Origin of the sequence: Marinobacter sp. F4206, from assembly GCF_019392195.1 — a bacterium.
In the GTDB taxonomy this organism is placed as follows: domain Bacteria; phylum Pseudomonadota; class Gammaproteobacteria; order Pseudomonadales; family Oleiphilaceae; genus Marinobacter.
On record NZ_JAHXKI010000001.1, the window covers coordinates 424842 to 449138 of the forward strand.

Below are 24297 nucleotides of genomic sequence, written 5' to 3' on the forward strand. Positions count from 1 at the left end.
TCAGCGCTTCGAGGGCGTCCATACGGTCATCCGTCGGCCGGTTAGGAAGAACAGGGTTGCCTGGGCAATCGCAACGTTCACCTGAACGAAGAAATATGGAATTTTTACCCATGTCCTGGCTCTCATCGCCGGCACAAAATGTCCGAAAATCACCAGAAGGTAAAACGCGATCTGGCCAAGGAGCACAAGCAAATAAACACCCCCTTTGCCCGACAGAGCCACGGAAGTTCCGAGTAAAAGAAGTTGGAACCACGGCACGGCCCATCGCATGAGCTTGTGCCCAAAGACCTGAAAGGCAAACAGTCCAAAGCGTTGTGGATTCAGCACTTCCATGTGACGGCTCAAAGCCGTCAGTCCTCTGATCACCGTCCGTATCTTCCTCTGGTATTCTTTGGAGGGATCACTGACGTCGTGGTAGTAGCCCAATACATCGGGTGCGGTAACAGCTACCAGGCCCTTCCTCGCGCAGTTCAATGCGGTGTTAAAATCGCTGGGCGAATAAATATCCCAGTCGCGTTCGCAGACCTCTTTTCTCGCTGCGAAGAACGAACCACTCAAACCAACAATTCCACCCCGATCCGATTCAAGTCCCCTCAACCACATCTCGTATCGCACGTAGGCACCCTCACCGACGACGCTGCCATCCCGGCTAACGAAACGATCCTCACTTGAGACGGCGCCAACAGCAGGATCCTGAAAATAACGAACCAGCTTGTGAAGTGCATCTTTCGGAATCGAGGTGGCCACGTCGGAAAATACCAGGATCGTTCCCGATGACTTCACGATTGCCTGCAACTGTGCGTGTTCCTTACCTTTGCGTTCCTCCGCCCGGGCAAGCAGCACGTTATCATTAACATATTCCCCGACTATTTGATCGGTGGCGTCGGAAGAACAATCAGAGGCCACCAGAATCTCAAGGTTCGGGTATTCAATTTCCAGACAATTTTTAATTTTCTCCCGTATTCGTGATTCTTCGTTGTGGGCGGTCACAATGAGGGAAACGGCGGGAAACTCATTATCCTGGGGCGGCAGCGTCTGCGCAGTTTTCTCTCTCTTCGGAACAAGAATTAACAGGAGGGGGTAGATAAAATAGCTGAACGCAACGCCAAAGACGGCCAACCAGAACAAAAAAACCAGCATAGCTCTCAATCCCTGTGAACCGGCATTAATGACAACTCCGCCTTCGACTGGCAGAATCATGGTTACAGACTATACAGGGACGATTCAGCCAACACCACTGGTGGCTGTCAAGGAGGCACGGTATTGGCCTATTTACGATCTGCTTTGAAATACGTATTCATTGCGGCACTAGCGGTGTTTGGCTGGATAAGACTGAAACTGGCGTCTCAACCGACGCTCCTTATCCTGACCTACCATCGGATTCTACCCAACCATCATCCAGACCGTCAGTTTGAGCAACCGGGAATGGTAACGGCGCCAGAAACTTTGCAGCGCCATATCCAGCTCATGAAATCCCTCGGAGCAGTCCCGATACATCTGGATGACTGGCTGAGCCGGCGCCAGCGTAACGAAGCATTGCCGAAACTGGCCGTGGCACTGACATTCGATGATGGCTGGAGAGACAATTTCCAGTACGCCTACCCGATTTTGGAGACCGAGAATGTGCCAGCCACTGTGTTTCTGGTGACACAGCTGTTGGATACAAATCACGTCTTCTGGCCCGAACAGATCCTTAAGCTGCTGACCGAAAAACCGATTGCCGAGGCTGAGACGGAATACCACTGGCTCGTTCCCTTCCTACCAGACGCTGCGCCAAATCGTCATCCGTTGACGCTGGACCAGGCCGATCAGGTTATAAACAAGCTAAAAGAACTTGATGACCACACCATTCTTGCCCACCTCAATAATGCCCGGAAGACGCAAGCATCCTCAGGTTCCGGCCAGAACAATCGAACCATACTGAATCGTCCGGAACTGACGGAAATGGCCTCGAACGATCTGGTTCGCTATGGAGCCCACACCCAACACCATTTCCGTCTCAACCGGGTCGATAGCCCTTCGACACTCCGACGGGAAATACTTGGATGCCTTGATGACCTGAAAGGGTTGGAGCGCGGGATAGTGCCAATCTTCTGCTACCCCAACGGCGATATCACTGGCGACGGCGAAAGGCTGGTTAAGGATCACTATGAGGCGGCCTGCACCACCAAGACAGGCTGGAATCCCGGCAGCCGGGATTCCTTCGATCTGCACCGATTCAATTTGCATGACGGCAACAGTGGCAGTTCCCCAAGACTACTGGCCACCATTGGCAGGGGCATTATATGAACCAAAGGGACATTCCGGGGGTCGTTACCCATGTGGTATCCGGTGACCTTTGGGCTGGTGCAGAAGTTCAGGTCTACAGCTTGTGTAAGGCCCTACAGGAAACCGCCAATGTAGCTTGTACTGCCATCGTGTTTAACGAAGGCATTCTCAGCCAGAAACTACGGGAACTTGGAATACCGGTCGATCTGGCGGATGAAACCCGTCTGAACGCGCTCCAGATGGTTCGGGTCATCAGGAATCATTGCCGGCAACACCAAACGAAAATACTGCATACCCATGGGTTCAAGGAAAACATCCTTGGGATTGTGGGTAAAGACCTGGCTCGTGTTCCCTACTCCGTCCGCACTGTCCACGGCAACCCGGAATCAGCATTCACCCTCAAGTCTCCGCACAAATGGCTGGTCCAGAAACTCGATCTGGTTCTTGGGCGCCTCAGACAGCAGGCAGTTGTCGCTGTATCGACCCAACTCGAAGATACCCTGACGCCCATCTTTCCGGGCAAGGTCCACAAGATCTACAACTTTGTTGATGTTGAATCCATCAGGAACCAGTGGCCAAAGTTCATCAGGAACGACGCGGAACCGCCCCGACTAGGGATAATAGGCCGACTGGTTCCGGTGAAGAGAGTGGACATATTCATCAGGATGATCGCGATTCTTAACCAGAGAGGCACAAATTGCACTGGCGTTGTCATCGGAACCGGCCCACTGGAAAGCGACCTACAGGAACTGGCAAGAACCCTGGGGATTGCGGAGAAGATAGAGTTCAGGGGATTTGTGAACCCGGCCTTTAGAGAACTCAGAGCCCTTGATGCGCTGCTCATGACGTCCGACCACGAAGGCCTGCCCCTTACGCTCCTCGAAGCCCTCTCGCTCGAAATTCCCGTGATTGGCCATCGGGTGGGAGGCATTCCGGAAGTGCTCGATCGGGGGGCGTGCGGCTGGCTGGTGGACGAGCAATCTCCGGAGGCATATGCGGCAGTCACTGCCATGGCGCTCAAGTCTGGCAAGGAGCGACGCCAGAAAGCTCAGAAGGGGTTGGCGCATGCAAACCGAATTTTTGGAAAGTTTTCGAGTACAGAGAAATACATGGAGCTCTACAATAGATAGATAAGACTGAGCAAAGTCGAAATGGCCCGGATATTGGTACCCGGGTTGGTCATGTCGGTGGCCCCAAGTGCGACATGGAACGTTAACTTGTTTGTGAATTGAAGAGTATTAGGAAGATGCCAAAAATTCTCATGTTGTCGGACATCACAGGATTGGGACCGGACTACCATGTCGGGGACGAAGCAATGGCCGAAGTTGCCATAGAACGTCTCGGCAAATTGGTAGGAAAGGAGAATCTGATATTGGGTTGCGCAGCGCCGGAGCGGGTTCCAGCAACATACGGAGTCCGCGCCTTTGCGTTCTACCACATAACAGACGATAACTTTAGGCGCATGCTCTGGACCAAGCCATTGTCCTACTTCAAATCAATTGCGATGAACGTCTTTCAGGTAATGCGCTGCGACAAGGTAGTGGTATGCGGCGGAGGCAACATGACGAGTGTCTGGCCTGGCGTACTGGAATCGCGTTTACGGCTTCTAAAAGTAGCTAATTTCTTTAAAAAAGACGTCGTTCTTGTCAGTCAGACAATAGGTCCTTACGAAGAAGCACATAGGGCTCGTGTCGACCGGACCCTGGCCAAAGCAAAATGGATTGGCGTGAGAGACGTCAATTTTTCCCACACCCAAGTGAGCGCGCCCGTTCATTTCGCGCTGGATGATGCCTGTTATCTTGAGCAAAAGCATAGCGATTACAGCCGATCAATCTGCGCAAATAGCGGGACCTTCGCCTGTGTCTCGATGCGGAAATTTGGAGGCATGGACGACGCCGATGTGCTCCGCGTAGCATCCAGCATAGAGCGAACCGTTCGTGCCCAGCACCTCAACACGGTATTTATTCCTCATCACGCCCCTATGGGCGTCAGGGGTGACATTGAACTCGCGCAGAAGATAAAGCATCTGTGGGCGGAAGACGGTTTCCATCTTGTGGATCCTATCCCCCTGGCATCAGAGCTCAAGGCACTCACTTCAGACAGCAAGCTTGTGGTGTCCATGCGTTACCACCAACTGGTATTTGCACTGTCGATAGGTATACCAGCGGTTGGCATTTACGTCGATGAGTACACCCAGGCAAAACTTACAGGATCCTTCGAGGCGCTCGGACTCAAACCTCTGGTCACGTCTATACAGGAGGTTGAAAAAAACCTGAGCACACTGGTTTCAGAAGCCCTCGACGCCCGAGAGCAATTTGAAGCTGCTGCACGCAAGATCCAGCAGGAAGATAAAAGCATCAGCGAACGGCCCTACAATCTACTTGCAGACATAACACAAGAAGCTCACGTCGATGCTATTGGTAAGGCAACGGAGGCAAAAGGGTCGTGAAAGGAATGATGGTGCTTTTTCACTGCGAATCAAATCCCGGATACGCCGCATCTAGTCATGAGCATACGTTCCTTGATGTAGCGAGGGAATTGGCCGGCGACATTAGTAACATTCACTACGCGTACTCGAATCTGGCCGGAGGGATGACGCCTTCACTTCCCGCTGAACTCACCAATGTTCTTCACCTGGATACGCAGTGGTCTGACCCTGCTCGCCTGGAGAGCATTGAGCTCTATGTAAAAAAAAATAGGATAGAACGGTTGCTTGGGTTCGATCAGCCTGTCTCACGACCGATGTACCAGGCCCTCAGGCGAGGAGGAGTGAAAACTTTCGTGTCGTATTGGGGCGCGCCCATGAGCTCCATAAATAGTGGCCTGAAACTCCTTTTGAAGAAACTTGAGGTTTCAACCAAACGGTATGGACCTGACCACTATATTTTTCAGTCCTCCGGAATGCGCGATACGGCTGTGAATGGGCGAGGAATCCCGCTTTCGAAAACCTCAATTGTTAAAACCGGAATAGATACACTCAAGTACGCACCGGACCCCTGCAAACGTTCATATGCTCATCAGTGTTTTGATATTCCGAAGAACCGAAGAATAGTCGTATTCTCAGGACACATGGAAAGGCGTAAGGGGGTACACGTAATTCTCCAGGCCGCCAAGGTCCTGACTCAAGAGCTCCACCAAAAAGACGTTCAATTCCTTATCCTCGGTAACCGCCCCGGAGAGCGGGAGAACTTCCAGGAGTATCTCCAGGACCCCGAGGTTAATCAACACATCACGTTCGGGGGATATCGCAGTGATGTACCGGACCTGCTCAAGAGCTGCTCGATCGGCATGATAGCCTCAGTGGAGTGGGATTCTTTCCCAATGTCGTCTCTCGAAATGGCCGCCACTGAACTGCCTCTCCTGGTTTCAGATCTTCCGGGCCTCAATGAAGCCATAGCCAAAGACACCGGGATGAAATTCCCAGTCAATGATCATGTTGCAGCCGCCAAACAACTGAATAGCCTTCTACATCAAACCGACCTTTTGGAATTCATGGGAAAACAGGGCCGCGAGCGCGTGGTTAAACATTACTCGAGAATAGCCCAGGCCAACGGAATCATAAGTGTTTTCCGGGAACTGGAGCACCAGAAGGAGTTTGTGCTGTGAGTCAGGCACAACAAATGGTAAAACATTCAACAATCTACGCTGTCGGCAACATTTCACGACAGCTTGTTGGATTCTTAATGCTTCCAATCTATACCAGTTATCTGACGCCTGCCGACTATGGCGTAATCGGCCTTCTGGTATTTCTTGTAAGCCTGTTTGAAATTATTTTGGGTGGCCATATGTTCCAGGCCGTACCGAAATTTTATCACGAAGAGGATAGTAAACAACGTAAAAATTCGGTAGTCACAACGGCCTTGCTAATAACTTCCTGTTTCAGTGGTATTGCTTGTTTTTTGATGGCCAGCTTTTCAACGCCATTGTCCGAACTCGTTTTTGGTGACGAAAAGTACAGCATTTATATAGTGATATTTTCCGCCTTGATACTTACCCACGCACTGGAACAGTACAGCCTCACCTATTTACGAATTATCAAAAAGCCCTGGACCTTCTTCAATTTCAGCATGGCTAAGCTTGCCCTCCAGTTGAGTCTGAACATTCTCACCATCGTTATACTGGACTGGGGGCTCATGGGGTTAGCCCTTAGTAGCCTGATCTCATCGGTTATTATATCGCTCATACTAACAAGCTATACGATTTATCATACCGGATTTTATCTGACGAAATCCGTCGCCATGAAGATTCTAAGGTTCAGTTGGCCTTTGTGGATCTCTGGTCTTATCGGTTTATATATCGGATCTTCCAATCGATATTTCATTCGGGTCTTTTCCTCTCTTGACGATGTGGGACTTTTCGAGCTTGCGGCAAAATTCGGTGCAATTGTTGGCGTACTGATCTGGAGTCCATTTTCACAATACTGGCAAACCGAACGATTTGCTATTGCGCAGACGACCAACCCTTATCCTGCCTATTCGCTGGCCTTTCGACTGATCACTGCATTATTGTTGATTTCGGGGATTGCTGTGAATACGTTTTCAACAATAATAATTCAGATTATGTCTGCTCCGCCCTTTCACCCTGCTGTCGACGCAGTACCATTTCTTGTTCTTTCAGGCGTTTTCCAGAGCTTGACTATTTTCAACAATTTCAGCTTCATGTATAAAAACCGGACTCTAGAGCTCACAAAAAACAATATTTTAACTGCTGTAATTATTACGATTTTTTATTTAGTTCTGATACCCCAATTCGGTTTTGTCGGTGCGTCAATCGCCTTGGCTGGAGGCTCAATTTTTCAGTATAGTTACGCGCTTCACATAGCAAATAAGATCTACCCACTAAAAATTAACCAGATATCCTTTCTAAAAGCTACTGTAGCGTTTTTGACTGCATCTTTTTTGAACTATTCATTGATACCACTCGACCTCTCACTTTCAACGCTCTCGGCTAAGGCACTAATTACGATAGTATTTTCCGTGCTTGTAGTACTATGCCTCTTTGAGAGGGTTGAAATTGAGTACTCTAAAAATAGACTTTTGTCTATACTCATCAATAAGTGAAGACAATACGTCAGTTCACTGAGCAGAACCTGAATAATTATTTCCAGATTTACTAAGATTATGATGCTTACCTAAGAAATTAAACTATTATAGCCATAAATAGGATTGAATTTCCCATTTCTCTTACTCAGTAGTGCAATAATTTTGCATCGAAGGCGCCTTATGATCGAACAAAAAAACCGGTTTGGCACTATTCACGGGCTGAGAGGAATAGCGGCTCTGGGCGTCGTAATTTACCACCTTTCAGGAAACCTGAACCCAGAGCTAGAGACACTACTTCCTGGCTTAATTAACATAACCTTTTCCTATGGTTACCTAGGCGTTCCAATATTTTTTGTTATCAGTGGCTTTGTGATTTCATATAGCACGAAATCGACCAACGTAACAACGAAATATGCTAAAAGCTTTATTGTAAGGAGAAGCATTCGGCTAGATTTGACATATTGGGCTAGCATTTTTTTTGCTATTTCATTGCTACTCATGAAGAATAAAATTCTCAATACTAGCGAAGAAATACCTCCCGCAACAGACATTCTTATTCATATGTTTTATTTACAGGATATATTAAATGTCGACCCGGTAATATCTGTCGTGTATTGGACACTCTGCTTAGAGGTGCAATTTTATTTATTTTATATTTTTTCGCTTTGGCTATCCTGTAGAATATCTTATGAAAATCACCTTTTGATCAGTCTTTGTATTGCCATACCACTCGGGATTTTCTCTGTTTTTTTGGATCTCGGCCTTGCCGAAATTAATATAAATGGCTTATTTATATCCAATTGGCACTATTTCTTGATGGGAATATTGGTATGCTTAGCAATTAGGGAAGTAAGGTATACTAAATTTATTTTTTTTAGTTGGATTTTTTTTGAAATTGCCGTTCAAGTATTTTCAGATTTTAAGGCATATTCTATTGCTGGAGTACTTTGCTCCTCCGGGTTATTTGCCATATGGAAACTTAGGGGGTTAAACCATTTTTTTACAGGGAGAACCCTAACCTACTTTGGTACAATTTCATATACTCTATATTTAGTTCACCCAGATATAGGCTGGAAAACTATATCTTTTGGCAAAAAAATAATCGGTGATAATTTATTGCCGTGGCATTCAGGGGTTTTATTGTTAACAGGAATAGCAACAAGCATCGCTATAGCTCATATTTTTCACCTAGCATTTGAAAAGCCAAGCCAAAAACTTGCGACTCGAATTAAATCAGAATCTTTAACCTCAGCACTGAAAAGCTATTTTTTTCCAAATAAGTCAAATAGAAAATCTGAAGATTCTCCCCAACCGGAGCAATATACATCATCAGCTTCGTGTAGTGATAAACCCGACATTTTGGATAACAACAGAAGCAATACGTCAAAGAAATAGCGAAACTCTGCGCTCGCAAGACATGCCGCGTAAGCCAAAAACTGCAAGGCAGACTTCGCCAGAAGAGTACTCATGTCCAGTCGCAGAAAATACAGCTCAGTGTTTAAACCCCAGGCAACCTCGTTTAATTCGGCAAGCTAGTGCAAGTTGTGGTCAGGTCGTCCAGAGATGAAAGGATAGCCCGCCTTAACCAAAAATTGCCCGTGTGTAGAATGAGCGTGTTTATTTGCGGGAAGCAGGATTGCTCTTCGCAAAGGAGTCATCCGGAGGTATCAGGAAATTCAACCTTGCCGCAACCATTTCCCAATAGGTCTTATCTCCCAATGTCTGAACGTAGAGGGCAGCAGATATTACGCTTGGGTATTTCACCCATAGTCCGACAGGACAAAGGCCAATCAGCATCTGTTGTCACGCATCAGAGAGATTCATGATGATAGCAGAGCCATTATTGACTCACCCCGCATACAGGAGGATCTGATTGCCGAGGGAAGTTCAACAGGTCTGAACCGTGTTGGGAAAATGATGATCATGCATGGTATTCAAGGAAGGCCGCGCAAGAGGGAAAGCTCTTTCTTTGCCTGGTCCTCGACCCGTTCCGAAAGCTGACCATTGACTATTCATGCATCACCGACAGGATCGCTTCATGATGATTGGAGCTGTTGGGATGGCAATTTGGCGACGCCAAGGGAAAGTCCCCGTAATTTTATATGCAGACCGGGACAGTATATTCGCCAGCGGAGACAAGCAGTGATATCTCGACTGCAACCAATTCGTAAATAACATGAGTGCGGTCGGCTACTGAGGCGATAATGCAGCCGGCGAGAGATCCTTCGGAATGGCCTCAGAGAACCATCGTTTTTTGGGCCAGAAGGAAATGGAATAAACGACCGCTTGTTGAGATCTTCTTTCTAAAAAACTCCTTGACCTGTAGATTTTTTTTGCTACTCCCGCCACATGATCGGCTATACTTCTTACGATACTAGATCGCCAATCTTATCCGGGTATCGAACGCGTCCCCAATTTAGTAAGAATGGAGATATTAAAATGAAAACCCCCACTGTTTTGGTTCAAGCAGCTGTTCTATCTTTACTCACGACGACTTCTCTGCAAGCCCATGCTTGGACAAGAAATTTGACGTTTGAGGAAGGGACAGTCGGGGCAAAAGCCCAAAGCAGTAGCGGACAGGACTTCGACGACGCTTGTGGGGGTTGTTACATCACGGACGAGCAGGTCCTAAGTGGAAACAAAGCTGCGAAGTTAACTGTCACCGGTGGGGCAACGGCGTTCGGAGAATGGGGCGGGATAGTCAATCATCCAGAGGATCTTCGTAAAGGTGATGAAATATGGTTTAGCGTGAATACCTATTTCCCACCGGGATTTAACTACGACTCAACAGGCCAGGGTGGGCATCTTAAATTCCTCAGAGTTCTTGCATTGAAAAGTTCCGGAGCAAATTCAGGCTTCAACGATTGGTATATGAACCCTGAAGCTTCAGCTGTCCCCCACAAATTTATTTACGAGGGACAGCAAGAATGGTTTGAATTCGGAGACCCATCAGACGAAGTGCAAAGGGGAAAGTGGGAACACTATGAGATGTACATCAAGTTTGACAATGTCCCGGTAGATCAGGGAGGGACAGCCATGGTTCGAGTCTGGAAGAATGGACGCCTGCTGAGAGAAATTACGGGTTCACGAACGTTGAATGAGGCGACAAACTACTCACCCCGTTCGCATCTCTTTACATATTGGAACGGGGGTGCTCCAAAGACACAGCATATGTATGTCGATAATATCGTCGTAACCTCAGACACTCCCTCAAACCGAGATCAATACGGCAATCCTATGGTAGGCGCTGCAGGTAGCGGTGGCGGGGCTGGTGATAGTAGACCGGAGGCTCCCCAGCTCAATGTGGAATAACGAACATATTTAAAGGGAATTTTATGATCTCCATGATCAGGGAGGATGCCGTTTGGATAACATGGGAGCGGCAAACCAGAAATCGTTCAGCTAGCGAATACTTCAATGTTCCGCTTTACGAGATTATCGAAGACAACTCTAATCGCGCTCTCAGGTATTGCAAGAGCACACTGAGAACTCTCTCTATCATAGGCAAAAAGAAGCCACGATATTTTTTTGCGCAGAATCCCTCAATTGTCCTTGCGATTCTGGCAATTTCTCTTAAGCCACTGGCAAAATTTAAGGTAATAATTGACGCCCACAATGCCGGTATTCATGGCCCGGAAAATTCCGGGCGAATTTTGCCAACGATCAATCAGTTTATTATCAGAAAAGCTGACGCCGTAATCGTCACCAATTCGGAATTGGCGGACCACGTCAACTCTTGCGGCGGTAACCCTATCGTTTTGCCGGACCCACTTCCGTCTCTGGAAATGAGCAAAGATACAGCGGTCCTGGACCCTCAGCGCAAACTGAAGGCGCTGTGCATAACCTCTTGGAGCGATGACGAACCCTACCGAGAGATTTTGGAAGCGGCTTCTGCGTTTCCAGATGACATCGAGTTCTTTTTCTCAGGGAATTATAAAAAAATCGGTCACTTGCTTCCCGACGCAATCCCAGAAAACGTTAACCTTTTGGGGTTTGTCGATGAAAGATCCTTCCATGATCACCTATTCTCAGCCGACTTCTGCATCGATATGACTAAAAGGTCAGATTGCATGGTTTGCGGTGCATACGAAAGCATCTCAGCGGAGAAACCCATCATTCTCTCGGATACACCGGTCCAGAGGCGATACTTTTCCAAGGGCGCCCTCTTCAGCCAGAATTCTGCCCTACATATCACCAACACATTGCAGGAAATGAAAGACCGGATAGATACCATGCGGCAGGACGCCACCGACCTGAAAAGGGAGATTCTGGAGCGGGAAACGAGTCAGAAGGCGCTGATACTCTCTCAAATTCAGCGACTATAGATTTGGGCTCGGCTTGACCGGGCAATCCTGGAATCGCTATGGGGTGTTTGTCTGGCGCACTGGTCAGGCTATATTCTTCTAAGTTCTTTCCCCTCGGTTTCTGAATCAGAGAGCTGCATCCTTTTCTTTCGTCGACTCGTGACCACAACTTCCGAAGATACAATATTCTGGGCACAAACAAACAGAGCAAAATGAATCCACAGAAAGGGATAATAAACCACAGAGACAAACTGACCGGCCACGACAAAGCCAATAATAGATAAATTCAGATAAGCGAATATCGATGTAAAGAAACTGCTCTCAGCTTTTTCCTCCAGAACCTTCCCGACGTTTCTGGTCTTAAACACCGCATAAAAAATCATAATCAAATAGATCGCCAACGCTGGGTACCCCAAGTCAGCGCCGACCTGAACAAAGATATTATGAGGTAGCTCAGCAAACTCATAGAGCATATCGTCGTAGTATGCTCGCTCGTAGTAAGGCACATAATTAAAATAACCCACGCCAAGTCCCGGATGTTTATTCATCATGTCAACGCCGTTTTCCCAATATAGAAGCCTTTGGATAGACGTTCTGTCGTCACCGGCAACCTGGAACCGGTCTTTCTGTTCCTGCGGCAAAACCGCCCATAAAAGCGAGAGCACTACGGCACACGATATCAGGACCTTGGGCCTGAACAGGGACCTGGAATTGAGGACCACCAACTGGACTAGCAACGCCAGCTGAGCCCCTCTGGAGCTGGCACCGAGTACCACCATCATTGCAGTAATGGGCATCAGCAGAAGAATCAGGTACATCACTTTACTAACATGCGGCTTGAGGTAGAGGCCGAAGGCCCAGGCCAGGGGCCAGAAAACCAGCATTTGTATAGCGAGTTCACCAGAATTCTGAAAGAACCCCGGTGGCCCACTCAGGCCCCAATCAGTAAAGGCAAAGCCGCGCTTGGCCCAGGTTATGGACAAGGAAAGAGATAACTTGAACGATGCCAAAAAGAAAATGCACAGAAAAATAAAAAAACGCTTTTCAGTGTTAACAATATTAATTATTAAAAAATAGATAATGAACCACGTATAAAAATACTCTAGTCTTTCAAAAGCAATAGACGGCCAGTAGGCGAAAGTGCTTGAAAGTAGTATCAGTATGAGGAAAAATATTAGCCAGATATTTAGTGCGGATGATACCCATTTTACACTTTTGTCCTGAAAGCACCCAACCAACGCTCCAAGCAACGCAAGCTGACTCCAAGGCAGAAAATTCAGAGCAGGATAAATGGATTGTGGCCTAACGTACTCAAGAAAAAAGTACGTACAGATCATCCAGAATGCGAATGTCTCCCTCGTGAAGTAACGCCACATCGCTCCGATATGGAGTTTATAGAACTCCTCAATACTGACTTCCCTGCGTTTCTTAATCACAGATTTTCCTCACGGCTTCCATGATCTTGGATTCACAATTGGCAAAAAATTCTGAACTGCAATTAAACGGATCATGAATATATGGGGTGGGCCGTTTGCAATAGCTTCCTGCCAACGCAAGTGGATAGTCCTTGCCCACTTTATTCTGAAACGAGGTGATGTGGGTGGGCTCCATTAATACTATCAGGTCAGTATCCTGAAACTCGAAATTTCGGACATTCACTGTCTGGTGATCGTCAAGGTTCAAGCCGCGCTTGTGCGCAAATGCTCTCGCCCTGGGATCAGCCGGGTGACCATCAGTGCAATCAAGACCACAGGACTTCGCCTCACGGCCAAGGCTACGCGCATACACCTCAGCTAAAGGGCTCCGGCAGATATTTCCGCTACAGACAAAAACGACGCGCTGATTGGCCTCAGGTATAGAAGGGGGGAAACGGCGATATGCGCCGAGCTGTGAAAGAAACCAGTACCCAAGAAATCGAACGAGCCCATTTCGTGATCCAAACCGCTCGTAGACCAACCGGTTCACCAGACAACCTCCTTATTTCCGCGTGAAAGCCTCTTAAATCCTTTGGCTATGGGTATCATGCCACAACTTGAGTAATCAGCGGAAAACATCTTGAACTTGGCAGTCATAGAGACACTCAACCAGATCATGAGATCCTGAGCTGGGGGCTGCGAGGACTTTCACGATAGTAATTAGGACCATTATCACCGATAATATAGACCCGCATTTTGAGGTTGGCACAACAAAGGACGTTGCTATCCATGAAATCCAGAATCCTGGTGCTTGATGGGAACCAGCGGGCATCTCTGGCGGCGGTGAGGTCTCTCGGTTCCAGGGATCTGTGGGTGGCCGTCGGGGAAAGCGCTTCGACCTCCATGGCGGGGTTCTCCCGCTATTGCAGCAAAATGGTGACGTATCCCGATCCGTATGATTCACCGCGTCTTTTCTTTGAGGCGGTGTTGAACCTGATCGACGAATTCAACATCTCTTTTCTGCTCCCCATTACCGAAGCCACCACCTACGCCGTCCTGCAATACCGCAACGAGCTACCAGGCCATGTAACCCTTCCCTTTCCAACCAACGGGGCGGTTGAACAGCTGGCCAACAAGAACGAATTGTTTAAGTTTGCGGCCAGCAAGGGTATTCCCATTCCTGAAACCCTGTTTTGTAAAGATGCCGAAGAAGGGTTAAGGGCGTTAAAGGCCATAGACCGCTTTCCGGTCGTGTTAAAGCCCTTCAAATCGAAGATTCTGGAGGGCGACCGAATTATCTCAACACGGGTTCTGATCGCTGAATCCGCGGAAGAAGCGCGTTCTCTTCTAAAGTCCCACAGCTTCTTCTCATATCCGTTCACGATCCAGTCTTTCATTGTGGGGACTGGCCAGGGCGTGTTCGCACTTTTCGATCATGGTGAAGCGGTGTGCTACTTCTCTCACCGCAGGCTCCGTGAAAAACCTCCAGGGGGTGGCGTGAGTGTCTTGAGCGAGTCCGCCCCCATAGATGACGCGTTGAAGGTCTCATCTGAACAGCTTCTCGGAAGCGTCGGATGGCACGGTGTGGCTATGGTTGAGTTTCGGGTGGCGGACGAAGGGACTGGCTATTTAATGGAGGTAAACCCGCGCTTTTGGGGTTCCCTTCAATTGGCCATCGACTCCGGGATCGACTTTCCCTGGTGGTTGTATCTGGTATGCACGGAACAGCAGATGCCGGAAATAAAGTGGCAGCAGAGACGAGTGCGCTGGATCCTTGGAGATCTCGATCGGCTCTTAATCATCTTGAAGTCACCCAGCACCAGATACTCTCTGAGGGAAAAGCTGGCCGAGATTGTGCGTTTCTTTCAGCCCGGGCTGCGAACCCGGCATGAAGTCAATAGATGGAACGATCTCAACCCTTTCTGGTTTGAACTCAAACAGTACTTGCGTGCATTGAAGGGATGACACTTTCTATACGGGCACCCTACGTCATTATTCTCGCAAATGGCCTCAACGGCCTTGGCGCTGTCCGGTCCGCTGCCCACGCTGGCCTAAAAACCTACACCCTGATCACGAAGCATTCAGACCTCAGTACGTTCAGTCGCTTCAGCGAAAATAGTTTTCTGTTGCCCTCGGCCCCAACGATAGCTGATATCAAACCAATACTTGACGAGTTATTCATCAAGGAGTGCGGCCCAGGAGTGTTGCTCGCCTGCTCGGACAGTTCCGCCGAATTGCTGGGAGCGCTCAAGAGTGAAGGTTATTCCAAGCACCACCTGATTGTCCCGTTGGCAGAAACAACTCGCATCCTCAACGATAAAAAACTCGAATGCAGAGCCATGGAAGATGGCGGCATTACCCTGCCAAAAACCTATTACCAGCTCTCGGATGACGAGCCACAATCATTTCCTCTGATAATCAAACCGCGCACGTTTCGGGATTATCAGATTCTGGGCGCCAAGAATGTCATTCTTAACACTCAAGCCGAACTGGACGAATTCCGACTCCGCTTTAAAGACCAAATAGAAAGATTTATCGGCCAAGAAGTCATTCAGGGCAAAGACGATAACCTATGGGTGTGTAATGTCACCTTTAATCTGCGAAGAGAAATGAGCGCCTGCTTCGTATTCCAACGCCTTGGGACAATGCCGTCCCATTACGGCGTCACCTCATTGGCAATTAGCCGAGAGAACATCGAGCTTCGTGAGGAATGCGAGAAGATTGGAAAAGCTCTGAATTATTGTGGTCCGGCGATGATCGAGTTCAAAAAAGACCCCGTTTCCGGTCGGTATCTTTATATCGAGACCAATCCTCGCCTCGGCATGTGTAACTGGTTTGATACTCGCTGCGGCATCAATAACATTCTTGCCTGTACTCAGGTTGCCTATGGAGAAACAATTCCTTTTCCTCCTCAGAGGAATAACCTGGTGTACTGGAATTTTTTTGGTGACTTTGTTGCGAGATTGGAAGACAAGGAAAACGTATTCTCAATTCTTTTGCTTTACTTCAGATTACTCTTTCGTCGCCGAGTTGGGGCGCTATTCTACTGGAAAGATCCCGTTCCTGCCTGTAAATATTCCTGGGAATCCATCAAGAACATCGTCCGTAGAACCCATAAAAAACTAATGCGGAAATTTAGCTAATTCCCTCAGCTTCATCTTGAATGCTTCAAACCCATTTACAATCTGACGAAAATCATCCGAACTGCAGGGCAATGAAAATCTTGGGAGTTCATACCAATTTTGCCCGGCCTGGACATACTCCGGCACAGTAGTGAACGCCATCTGGATTCCGGATTTATCAAGCTGCTCAATATCGAGCCTGTCATAATCGGTAAGTCGTCCTGTCGGATAGGCAAAGACCTCCGGCACATAATTCAGTTCGGCCTCTATTCTCTTTATCGACCCTTCAATCTCCGATCGTTTTTCTTCAATCGTCAAGGCTGAAAGGATTCGATGGGAACAGGTATGGGGAAACACACCATGCCCCGAGTCACGAAGTGCCCTCGCATTGCTCCAGGACATCGGTTTGAATTCCGGCGGGATCTCAGCCGGAAACTCAACGTCCAGGCTCGGATAAAGCTCTACTTTTAACCAGTTGTACAGATGGCTCTGACTTTCCTTCTTTAACCTGCTTCGAAGCTCAAAAACCGTGTCACCAATGCCGTCTTTCAATAGATCAACCAGATAGTTGACGCCGCTTGGCAACCTTATGTCAGCCTTTTTCGGCCCTGCCCTGTGCAGCGCATACGCAACATGGTCGTCCCAAGGCCAGAGGTCGCGGTCCAGGAACCCGGTAATCACGAAGAAATTAAGAACAAAGCCGAATTCCTCAAATACCCGGGCAGCCACATCATGATGATCAAAAAAACCGTCATCGATGGTGAACATGACAGATTTCGAGGGAAGTGGCTTGTCTCGTTCAAGCATCGCCTGAAGATCGGCCATGGAAAGAACCTGATAGCCATGCGTGGCGAGATAGTCCAGATGAGACCGAAGTACATCCGCAGTCATGCCGCCAGGAAGGCGCACTTCTCCAGTATCAGACACTCGGTGGAGCATAAACACCGGTACCCTTCCCGGGCAAAGGGAACGATATAGACCCGATTCACCAACGTAGTTGGCAAACTTCAGAACAACACTCTTGATCATCCTTTCCTAGCCGATGAGTTGCTGATAAAGCCCACGGTATTCCTGAAGCATAGTCGCCAGACCGAATTTTTCGCGGGCAGTGCTCCGCGCCTTGGCGACAATTCCCTGATGGATCTCCGGTGCTTTGAGCCTTTCAATGGCCGCCACGATAGCGGCCGAGTCCCTCACGGGTATCAGAAAGCCGGTTTCACCATCCGCAATGATTTCCTCCGGCCCTCCGCTCCTGGTGGCAATGACCGGAACCCCGGCCATCATCGCCTCGACGGTCGAGATCGAGAATCCTTCGGACACAGAGGGAAGCAAAAAGATATCCGCCTGTCGCAGAACATCAGCTACATCTTCCCTGAATCCAAGCCAATGAATCTTTGGTTTCGGAGAGGCTGTAGATATCTGACTCGTCAGTTTTTCGAACAGAGCCTTTCTTTGATGCCCTACCACCACGAAGTGAGTGTCAGGATCTGACTCAGCCATGCACAACGATGCTTCTACGAGATACTCGTAGCCCTTGGCCGGACGAATGTTACCGACCGACACGACCAGATTAGTTTCCGGCCTCAACCCCAACTCCTGTCTCAAATCGGCTTTGGACGGATTGAGGAACGGTGCAGGGTCAACGCCGTTGTAAATCAGTTTGACCTTATTCGGGGGTAAAGTACTTCGGGTCGCAAGCTCTTCTTCCAGACGTTTCGAAACGCAAACTATTTTTGACGCTCCCAAACCGATGAGAAAGAACTTTGTCCGCAGAAACCGCTCGCCTTCAGATACATCCACCGCACCATGGAAAGTTGCAATCATCGGCTTTCGGCATATGAGGGCCAGCAAAGCACCATAAACGTTGGAACCAAGAAGGTGCGCGTGAATCAAGCCAACCTTCTCGTCAGTCATCAATTGCCTGAGATCCCTGATGTAACCAAGATTAAAGCTGCCCTTCGAATCGATAAAATGAGGTGTGATACCAATGGAACGGACCTTGTCCGCCACCCAACCTTCACCTCGAAGCACAACCACGCTTCGGAATTCGGTTTGACCCAGCTCCCTTAAGAGATTGATGAATACAGTCTCCGCCCCGCCCGGCCCGGTCGTGTCAATCAGGTGAAGGATCGTCTTCGTCGTAGCGGTCAACATCATGGCAAAACCCTGACAATTTTGGGTCCCAAGAGATTGGCGACCCAAACGGGTAATCTTTGCCAGGCCGCAATCAAAAAGCGAAATTTCGGGTTATCGGGATTCAAAGCAGAAAGCTTCTCACCGGCCGGGAGAACATAGTCCCAATAGAGGCCAATGGGTTGGGCGCCCCATTGTTGCTTGAATCGATAGGTTCCGGCATTCTCTGTGCATCGACCGAAATCAAAAACCTCGAACCCCTGTTCAACAGCAAACTCCAGAATCTTCCAGTACATGATCATGTTTATTGAAGTGTGGCTGTGTTTCCTGAGCGTCGACGCCCATGGAATCTCCATCCGGCCCCGGTAGCCAGTCAAAAACGCGCAGCCGGCAGCCCGTCCATCAATGCGCGCCACCACTAACCAGGCGTGTCCTTCCAGGTGCTTAAGAAGATTATGAAAGAAGGTGCGACTGTATACAGGGGTTCCGAGGTCGCGCATATTGACCGAAAACACCCGATAGAACTCGTCCAGAAGTTCACTGCCCCCAATTACCAATTCGCTCAACTCCCTGTCCCCACGCCTGATCTGCGCCCTCAGTTTTGGTTTAAAGCTGTCCCAGAGGACATTGCTTTGATCAGGCAGAGGAAGCCAGAAGGTTACCTTGTCTGTCCGTTGAGGAACTTCCAGTCTGTTATCCTGGAGAAATCGCAGTTCCAGATGTCTGGCACCTTGCTCCTCTCGCCATCGGTCTGCCGCTGCAATCAGTTCATGGGCAATCTCAGCATTGTCGGCAAGCACCCCGCCATAATTGAAGAACGGCATGGAAACCAGGAAATTCCCGAATAAACGGCTGTTGAGCTGAACGAGAGGAAGGATACCCGTCAATTCGCCGCTCACTGCTACGGCACAAAGATAAAGAGTCTTGTGGCCATAGGTTTTTTCGATGAAGGACGAAATGAGAGGCCTGTGCCATATCGATGAACCGGGATGTTGGGATACATACTCCTCAGCCACTGCGCGCATCTCGCCGGTACACGGTACTACCGTAATAGCTGTATCCAGGGACATGTCCAGAATTGCGGGAGGGGGCACCAGATTTGGTGGTGCCCATTTTTTTTCCGCCTGACCACCGTTAACCTGCTTTTTGATCAGTTTCTGGAGTCTCTTGATCTCCTGAGATACTTCCCGGAGTTCTGAAACACAGCGGTCCACATCGCCCCCGGATTTTCGAGCGTCCGCCACCAACCGGCTCAACCGACCCTTATCGTCTTTCAACTGGTCGAGACGGCTTTTCTCGTCTTCCAGGCCAGCAACGGAAATCTCCCTTCCCATCGAACTATCCTTCAACGACTCTCAGACGGCAACGGCCTCGGACGAAATGGTTACACCCGAAAGTACGCTCGATACAGACCCGAAACGGAAGTCCCCAAGCAAACTCTCAAGCCGACCCATGCATTTGTCGAGGTTGTTGTAATGCCGAAAGCGTGAGAATGCCTTCACCTTCAACCGCGGTTGCTCAGGATCGATTTCCCAGGGATGCAGGTAGAAGATAAAGGGTTTTCCCGCCCTATTGATACGACCCAGACCCCAGCGGCTTAGCCAGTATGGAAACAGCCGAAAGTATCCCCCACCCGCGATGGGAAGGCGGTAACTTCCGACCGGGCAGGTCGATAAGGGAAACTCCGTCAGTAAACCTCCGCTTGGGGCCCGAAGCTGATAAGGCTCGAAGGGTGTACCTGGCATACCGTAACGATCGTGGTGAACGGGAAAAATAGAGGAATCCCAGGTAAACCCTTCTTCACATAGAACGTCGAGTGCCCAACGGGATCTGGATGTGATCGAATAACTCGCCGCCCTGTAGCCCGTAACCGATTCACCAATGATGTCCTCAAGGATTTTCTTGGATCGGCGAGTCTCTTCCCGAAAAACCTCGGGGGTCTGGTCATAGATCAGCTGATGACTGTATCCGTGACTTGCAATCTCGTGTCCGGCACCCTGAATCCGTCGAACCAGGTCCGGCGACCTCTCAGCAACCCAACCAAGAGTGAAAAAGGTCGCTTTGATTTCGTGGCGGTCAAAGAGTTCAAGCAATCGATCGGTGTTCGCCTCTACGCGATACTCCATGGAAGGCCAATCGTCCCTTTTTACCGCCTCTGCCAACGCGGCAACCTGGAAATAGTCTTCTACATCGATAGTGAGTGCATTCTGTATGGCTGTCTGCATGGCATTCTTCCCTGTCTGGCGTTCCTTTAATTCCTGGCTTCAGCGGAACTGGTACTGAACGCCAACCAGAACCCAGGCTTCAGCGAATTCTCGACTCACCACGTCACTGGTGCGTTTTTCATACCCCACCCTACTGACGAAATTCAGCTGTCTGTTCAGCTGGAAATCGATTCCGGTATTCACTCGAAGAACATCATCCTCGGTATCATCCGCGCTATAACGGAATAATTCGTACCTCGCGCCCGTTGTCCAGGTCAACTGACCGGTCAGAGGGCGTCGAAAGGCAGCATCGATACCGGCGCCGTCCTCTTCGATCCCGATATCGAGATAGTCTGACCGGTTTGCAAAGATTCCAATATCAAACGTGGATGCCCCACCCAGATCATTATTGAACCCCAACCGCACAGCCGACACCTCTACAGCGCTTGTCTGATCCAGATTGAATATAAAGTCATCAAAGCGCGCATCGAAATCGGAAGTCTGATCAGTGAGCTCTCGGCTTGCCTCAAGTTCGAACTCTGTCGTTACATTTATCTGGCGAACCAGGAGCACGTTACCGACAAAGGCCTCATATTCCCGGGGACTGCTGTTCTGCAATGAGGATTCGATCTGGCCGTAGCCCGCTGCTCCGCTAACACTGGTGGCCGCCCAGGCCTTCGTAAAAGGAGCACTGATTGTTGCGCGATCAAATTCCTCTTCAGTATCAAGTTCGGACTGGTCAACGCTGGCACTGAGTCCTGCCGTGAAGGACGGGCTGAAAAAATGATTCCAGGCCACTGCACCACTGTACCGCTCACCATCTTTCTGCTCAGGTTCACGAAACTCCGTGTTCTCGTATGCTGCGGAGAGCTGGAGTTCATCAACTGCCCCCATCCTCAATGTAAGTACAGGCCCCGTTCGAAATACGTTTTTCTGGGTTCGGTTATTAGGTGTGTTGTTTACCCGGCTGTCCTGCGTCACATCTCGAAGATAGTCCGAAGCCTCCCAGACCAGGTTACTTCCAAGACGACAATCACCCTGAAAGTCCCCGTTAGCACTCGTTTCCGGCGTGAAGGTCTCATCAAGCCAGCGGCTATAGGCCACCTTTGCAATCAGGTCTGAATTACAGTTACCAGGATCAGACGAATGCTGAACCCCCACAAACACACTCGATTCCAGGTCGGACTGTTCACTGAATGCCGTCTGTCCGGCGTTGTCGGTGAAGCGGGAATCCAGTCCAACCGAGAAAACCGCGGGAGCCGCAACAGCCGGACCTGACGAAAACCACCAAAACCCCAGAATGAGAATGCCTAGCCGGCATCGAAACACTGACAATCCATGTCTAACCATTAATAACCGTCCCGACGAATTTTTTGGGATTGAAGGCGGTGGCGGCTTGCTCCACCTGATTCGGGGTAACCCGGCCATGCGGTACAACCAACATGGCATAATCGCAGAGCTCAGAGAGAATTCGGGCATCGGGCGAGTCCGTAATTGGCGCGGTATCAAGCACAATAAAACGGTCGGGATATCGACGTCTGACCGCCTGAAGGAATTGCTTCATCCTGAAGGAAGTGAAAAATTCACTGGGTGTTTCCCGACGACTTCCGGCCGGGATCAGGCGTAACCGAGGAATCCCGGTTGGGTAAAGGATCCGGGCAATATCGTAATCGGGATCATCGAGAAAATCCGTCAGGCCGGTTTCCGGCATAATATCAAGCGTGGAGTGAAGAGACGGTTCCCGGAGATTGCAGTCAATGACAACAGCTGTTTTGGACTGATCAAACGCGAATGCCGCAGCGAGATTGAGCGCTACAAAGGACGTTCCTGCCCCCCGGTTGGTCGAACTGACAACGATCGTGAAATTGTTACCACCCGATGCTTCGAGTAATTTTGTACGAAGATCCCTGAATCGGTTAACCAGGGTTCGATTGCTCGATTCGGGGTAAATAATCCGGCGTTCATCCATGTCATCCGGCGTAAGCCTTCTCGGCTCCTGCATGCGGACAATCTGCTTACTGATCACATACCGGTCTACGGCGCCGGGGCCAAGCTCAAGGGAACTCGGAACCAGCATTCTGGAATCGTCCCACTCCGAATACGGAACAGCTTCCTTATTCAGTTCATCCCTGTTTTTTAACCAGTAACCCTCTCCCTGATGACTGCTTTTATCTTCCCCGACAACGGACTGATCTTCTCCCGAATCCTTGAGGGAACCGGTATTGCTCTTTTGGTCGTTCATCCGATCACTCCCATCAACGCGGCTCCCGCTACACCCAAATAGACAACCACGGCAATAATTGCTATCACTCCGACCAACAGGGCGACCCTGCGGTCCCGGCGTTGTTCAAAAGGCGTCCTGATTTCCGGTAATTGCACCAGCACCGGCAATTCAATGGTTTCCTCAAGCTGCTCCCTTGCCCTTACCCTTGGGTCGATCTGCAACAAGCCCGCGACAAGACCAAATGGAGCGGCCAACCCCAAAAAAAGACCAGCGGCTGCAAACAGGGGAAATCCGGGGCCCGATGCCGCCAGTGGAAACTGCGCTTTTTCGTTGATCCGATAGTTGAGCCCCTGTCCTTCAACGTCCAGGTGCATAGATACACGGGCCCGCTCACGCCTTTTCAGGAGGTCATCATAGATTTCCTTGTTAACCTCCATGTCGCGCGTGAGCTCCATGTACTGAGCCTTGTTTTCCTGGATGCGTTCCATCCGCTGGGCCTGTTCGGAGATTAGCTGCCTGAAGCTATTGATCCGGGAATTCATGGTCTGAATATCGGCACGGGTGGAGGTGAGTTCGGTCTGGATATCCTGATAGACTGGATTGGAGAGGGATTCCTCTCCAACGGGCTGGGGCTCATCCCCCTCTTGCGCAAGTGCCCGGGCTCGTTGGCGGCGCAATTCCTGAAGCTGCTCTCGCAGGATCACTATATCCGGGTAGGTATCGTGGTACTGCAGTCGCAGGTTATCCAGACGTTCTTCAAGGGAACTGATTCGAGTCTGATAGGCATCCGGGGTCCTTCCCTGACGGATTGTCGGATTTACGCGGCTCAGTTCCAGTTCCAGTGATCTTTCCCGGGCCTCAAGCTCAGCTTTTTCCATCTGAGCAAGCTCGAGCTGACTCCTTAGATTGTCCAACCGGGTGTTGGCGTCCCCTTCGGTACCATCAACATTTTCTGACAGAAACGCCTGGAGGCGCTCTTCGGCCTGTGCCAATTGGCGTTCGTAGCTTCGAACCTGATTATTGATGAACTCATAGGCGTTCCGGCTTTCCGAGCGCTTTCGTGCATTCGTCTCTTCGATGAAGAGCTGTCCCATCCGTTGCGCGATCTGAAAAGCCCGCATCGGCGACTGTGCCTGATAGGCGATGGCAAAATAGCTGTCGCCCCGAGGGACAACCGACAGGTTCTGTTTCAACGCAAAGATTCGGCCTTCAAGTCTCGGGCGCGCGACATCCGCTGCACCCTCGCCAAAAATTTCTTCATCTTTGGCAATTTTCTCTATAACACTCCGGCTCCAGAGCAGCTCCTGGGCAGCAGACGCCCTGTCATTGATCTCAGTGGCAACCGCACTTCCTTCCATCAACGGACGAATGATGTTTTGGTCATCGATAAAAATGACCGTTTCCGATTGGTATTTGTAAGGCCAAAGAAAGCCCGCGGCAAGAACACCAAAGCTCACAATCATGAAGAGCAACAGTGCCAGCCATTTTCTGGCCCTTACTTCCTTGACGATTTCGACTGGTAATTCGGACAGAGGCAATGCCATGGCGCATAACTCACTATTGGATTAACACAGGCCCGTCTAAA

General features: G+C 49.5%; 21 protein-coding genes. 11 read left to right on the forward strand and 10 right to left on the reverse strand.

What is annotated here, in order from left to right; translation table 11 throughout:
- A complete protein-coding gene (locus tag KZO34_RS01945; RefSeq protein WP_219472787.1) occupies nucleotides 1-1140 on the reverse strand; it encodes a glycosyltransferase family 2 protein in 1140 nt (379 codons plus the stop codon).
- A gap of 123 nt (nucleotides 1141-1263) precedes the next feature.
- Between KZO34_RS01945 and KZO34_RS01950 the strand changes: the two genes are divergently transcribed.
- The 9 genes from KZO34_RS01950 to KZO34_RS01990 all read left to right on the forward strand — a co-directional run bounded on the left by KZO34_RS01950 (nucleotide 1264) and on the right by KZO34_RS01990 (nucleotide 11635).
- Nucleotides 1264-2289 carry a polysaccharide deacetylase family protein gene (locus KZO34_RS01950; protein WP_257900141.1) on the forward strand — a complete coding sequence of 342 codons (1026 nt, stop codon included), beginning with the start codon at nucleotides 1264-1266 and terminating at the stop codon, nucleotides 2287-2289.
- The gene (locus tag KZO34_RS01955; RefSeq protein WP_219472789.1) at nucleotides 2286-3398 is read left to right on the forward strand and encodes a glycosyltransferase; all 1113 of its coding nucleotides are present in this window, start codon (nucleotides 2286-2288) and stop codon (nucleotides 3396-3398) included. Before KZO34_RS01950 ends, KZO34_RS01955 begins: the two co-directional genes overlap by 4 nt.
- A 116-nt stretch (nucleotides 3399-3514) precedes the next feature.
- Entirely contained in the window at nucleotides 3515-4717 is a 1203-nt protein-coding gene (locus KZO34_RS01960; RefSeq protein WP_219472791.1) for a polysaccharide pyruvyl transferase family protein, read from the forward strand.
- A gap of 5 nt (nucleotides 4718-4722) precedes the next feature.
- Nucleotides 4723-5874 carry a glycosyltransferase family 4 protein gene (locus tag KZO34_RS01965; protein ID WP_257900176.1) on the forward strand — a complete coding sequence of 384 codons (1152 nt, stop codon included), beginning with the start codon at nucleotides 4723-4725 and terminating at the stop codon, nucleotides 5872-5874.
- The gene (locus tag KZO34_RS01970; RefSeq protein WP_219472795.1) at nucleotides 5871-7328 is read left to right on the forward strand and encodes a lipopolysaccharide biosynthesis protein; all 1458 of its coding nucleotides are present in this window, start codon (nucleotides 5871-5873) and stop codon (nucleotides 7326-7328) included. Before KZO34_RS01965 ends, KZO34_RS01970 begins: the two co-directional genes overlap by 4 nt.
- Nucleotides 7329-7490: 162 nt before the next feature.
- Entirely contained in the window at nucleotides 7491-8705 is a 1215-nt protein-coding gene (locus KZO34_RS01975; protein WP_219472796.1) for an acyltransferase family protein, read from the forward strand.
- Nucleotides 8706-9110: 405 nt separating this feature from the next.
- Nucleotides 9111-9311 (forward strand): IS3 family transposase, encoded by a 201-nt coding sequence (locus tag KZO34_RS18835; protein WP_219472798.1) that lies wholly within the window; start codon nucleotides 9111-9113, stop codon nucleotides 9309-9311.
- A gap of 438 nt (nucleotides 9312-9749) precedes the next feature.
- Nucleotides 9750-10622: a polysaccharide lyase gene (locus KZO34_RS01985; protein WP_219472800.1), complete on the forward strand. Its 873-nt coding sequence runs from the start codon at nucleotides 9750-9752 to the stop codon at nucleotides 10620-10622.
- Between the two features lie 23 nt (nucleotides 10623-10645).
- Nucleotides 10646-11635: a glycosyltransferase family protein gene (locus KZO34_RS01990; RefSeq protein ID WP_219472802.1), complete on the forward strand. Its 990-nt coding sequence runs from the start codon at nucleotides 10646-10648 to the stop codon at nucleotides 11633-11635.
- A gap of 68 nt (nucleotides 11636-11703) precedes the next feature.
- On the opposite strand, the gene KZO34_RS18760 is transcribed toward KZO34_RS01990, so the two are convergent.
- A complete protein-coding gene (locus tag KZO34_RS18760) occupies nucleotides 11704-13050 on the reverse strand; it encodes an O-antigen ligase family protein (protein WP_219472804.1) in 1347 nt (448 codons plus the stop codon).
- Entirely contained in the window at nucleotides 13043-13579 is a 537-nt protein-coding gene (locus tag KZO34_RS02000) for an arsenate reductase/protein-tyrosine-phosphatase family protein (protein WP_219472806.1), read from the reverse strand. Before KZO34_RS02000 ends, KZO34_RS18760 begins: the two co-directional genes overlap by 8 nt.
- 239 nt (nucleotides 13580-13818) lie before the next feature.
- Between KZO34_RS02000 and KZO34_RS02005 the strand changes: the two genes are divergently transcribed.
- Nucleotides 13819-14994, forward strand: a complete 1176-nt coding sequence (locus tag KZO34_RS02005) for a carboxylate--amine ligase (protein WP_219472808.1) — start codon at nucleotides 13819-13821, stop codon at nucleotides 14992-14994.
- On the forward strand, nucleotides 14991-16172 hold the full coding sequence (locus tag KZO34_RS02010; RefSeq protein ID WP_219472818.1) for an ATP-binding protein: 1182 nt from the start codon (nucleotides 14991-14993) through the stop codon (nucleotides 16170-16172). Before KZO34_RS02005 ends, KZO34_RS02010 begins: the two co-directional genes overlap by 4 nt.
- On the opposite strand, the gene KZO34_RS02015 is transcribed toward KZO34_RS02010, so the two are convergent.
- The 7 genes from KZO34_RS02015 to KZO34_RS02045 form a co-directional block, all read right to left on the reverse strand.
- Nucleotides 16152-17180, reverse strand: a complete 1029-nt coding sequence (locus KZO34_RS02015; protein WP_219472821.1) for a polysaccharide deacetylase family protein — start codon at nucleotides 17178-17180, stop codon at nucleotides 16152-16154. The two genes, KZO34_RS02010 and KZO34_RS02015, sit on opposite strands and share 21 nt — an antisense overlap.
- A gap of 6 nt (nucleotides 17181-17186) precedes the next feature.
- Nucleotides 17187-18308: a glycosyltransferase family 4 protein gene (locus KZO34_RS02020; protein ID WP_257900142.1), complete on the reverse strand. Its 1122-nt coding sequence runs from the start codon at nucleotides 18306-18308 to the stop codon at nucleotides 17187-17189.
- Nucleotides 18305-19618 carry a FemAB family XrtA/PEP-CTERM system-associated protein gene (locus tag KZO34_RS02025; RefSeq protein WP_219472824.1) on the reverse strand — a complete coding sequence of 438 codons (1314 nt, stop codon included), beginning with the start codon at nucleotides 19616-19618 and terminating at the stop codon, nucleotides 18305-18307. Before KZO34_RS02025 ends, KZO34_RS02020 begins: the two co-directional genes overlap by 4 nt.
- Before the next feature lie 21 nt (nucleotides 19619-19639).
- A complete protein-coding gene (locus tag KZO34_RS02030) occupies nucleotides 19640-20509 on the reverse strand; it encodes an XrtA system polysaccharide deacetylase (RefSeq protein WP_219472825.1) in 870 nt (289 codons plus the stop codon).
- Between the two features lie 39 nt (nucleotides 20510-20548).
- Nucleotides 20549-21655 (reverse strand): outer membrane beta-barrel protein, encoded by a 1107-nt coding sequence (locus KZO34_RS02035; RefSeq protein WP_219472827.1) that lies wholly within the window; start codon nucleotides 21653-21655, stop codon nucleotides 20549-20551.
- A gap of 175 nt (nucleotides 21656-21830) precedes the next feature.
- The gene (locus KZO34_RS02040) at nucleotides 21831-22514 is read right to left on the reverse strand and encodes a P-loop NTPase family protein (RefSeq protein ID WP_308318752.1); all 684 of its coding nucleotides are present in this window, start codon (nucleotides 22512-22514) and stop codon (nucleotides 21831-21833) included.
- Between the two features lie 212 nt (nucleotides 22515-22726).
- On the reverse strand, nucleotides 22727-24256 hold the full coding sequence (locus tag KZO34_RS02045; protein WP_219472828.1) for an XrtA system polysaccharide chain length determinant: 1530 nt from the start codon (nucleotides 24254-24256) through the stop codon (nucleotides 22727-22729).
- Nucleotides 24257-24297 lie beyond the last annotated feature (41 nt).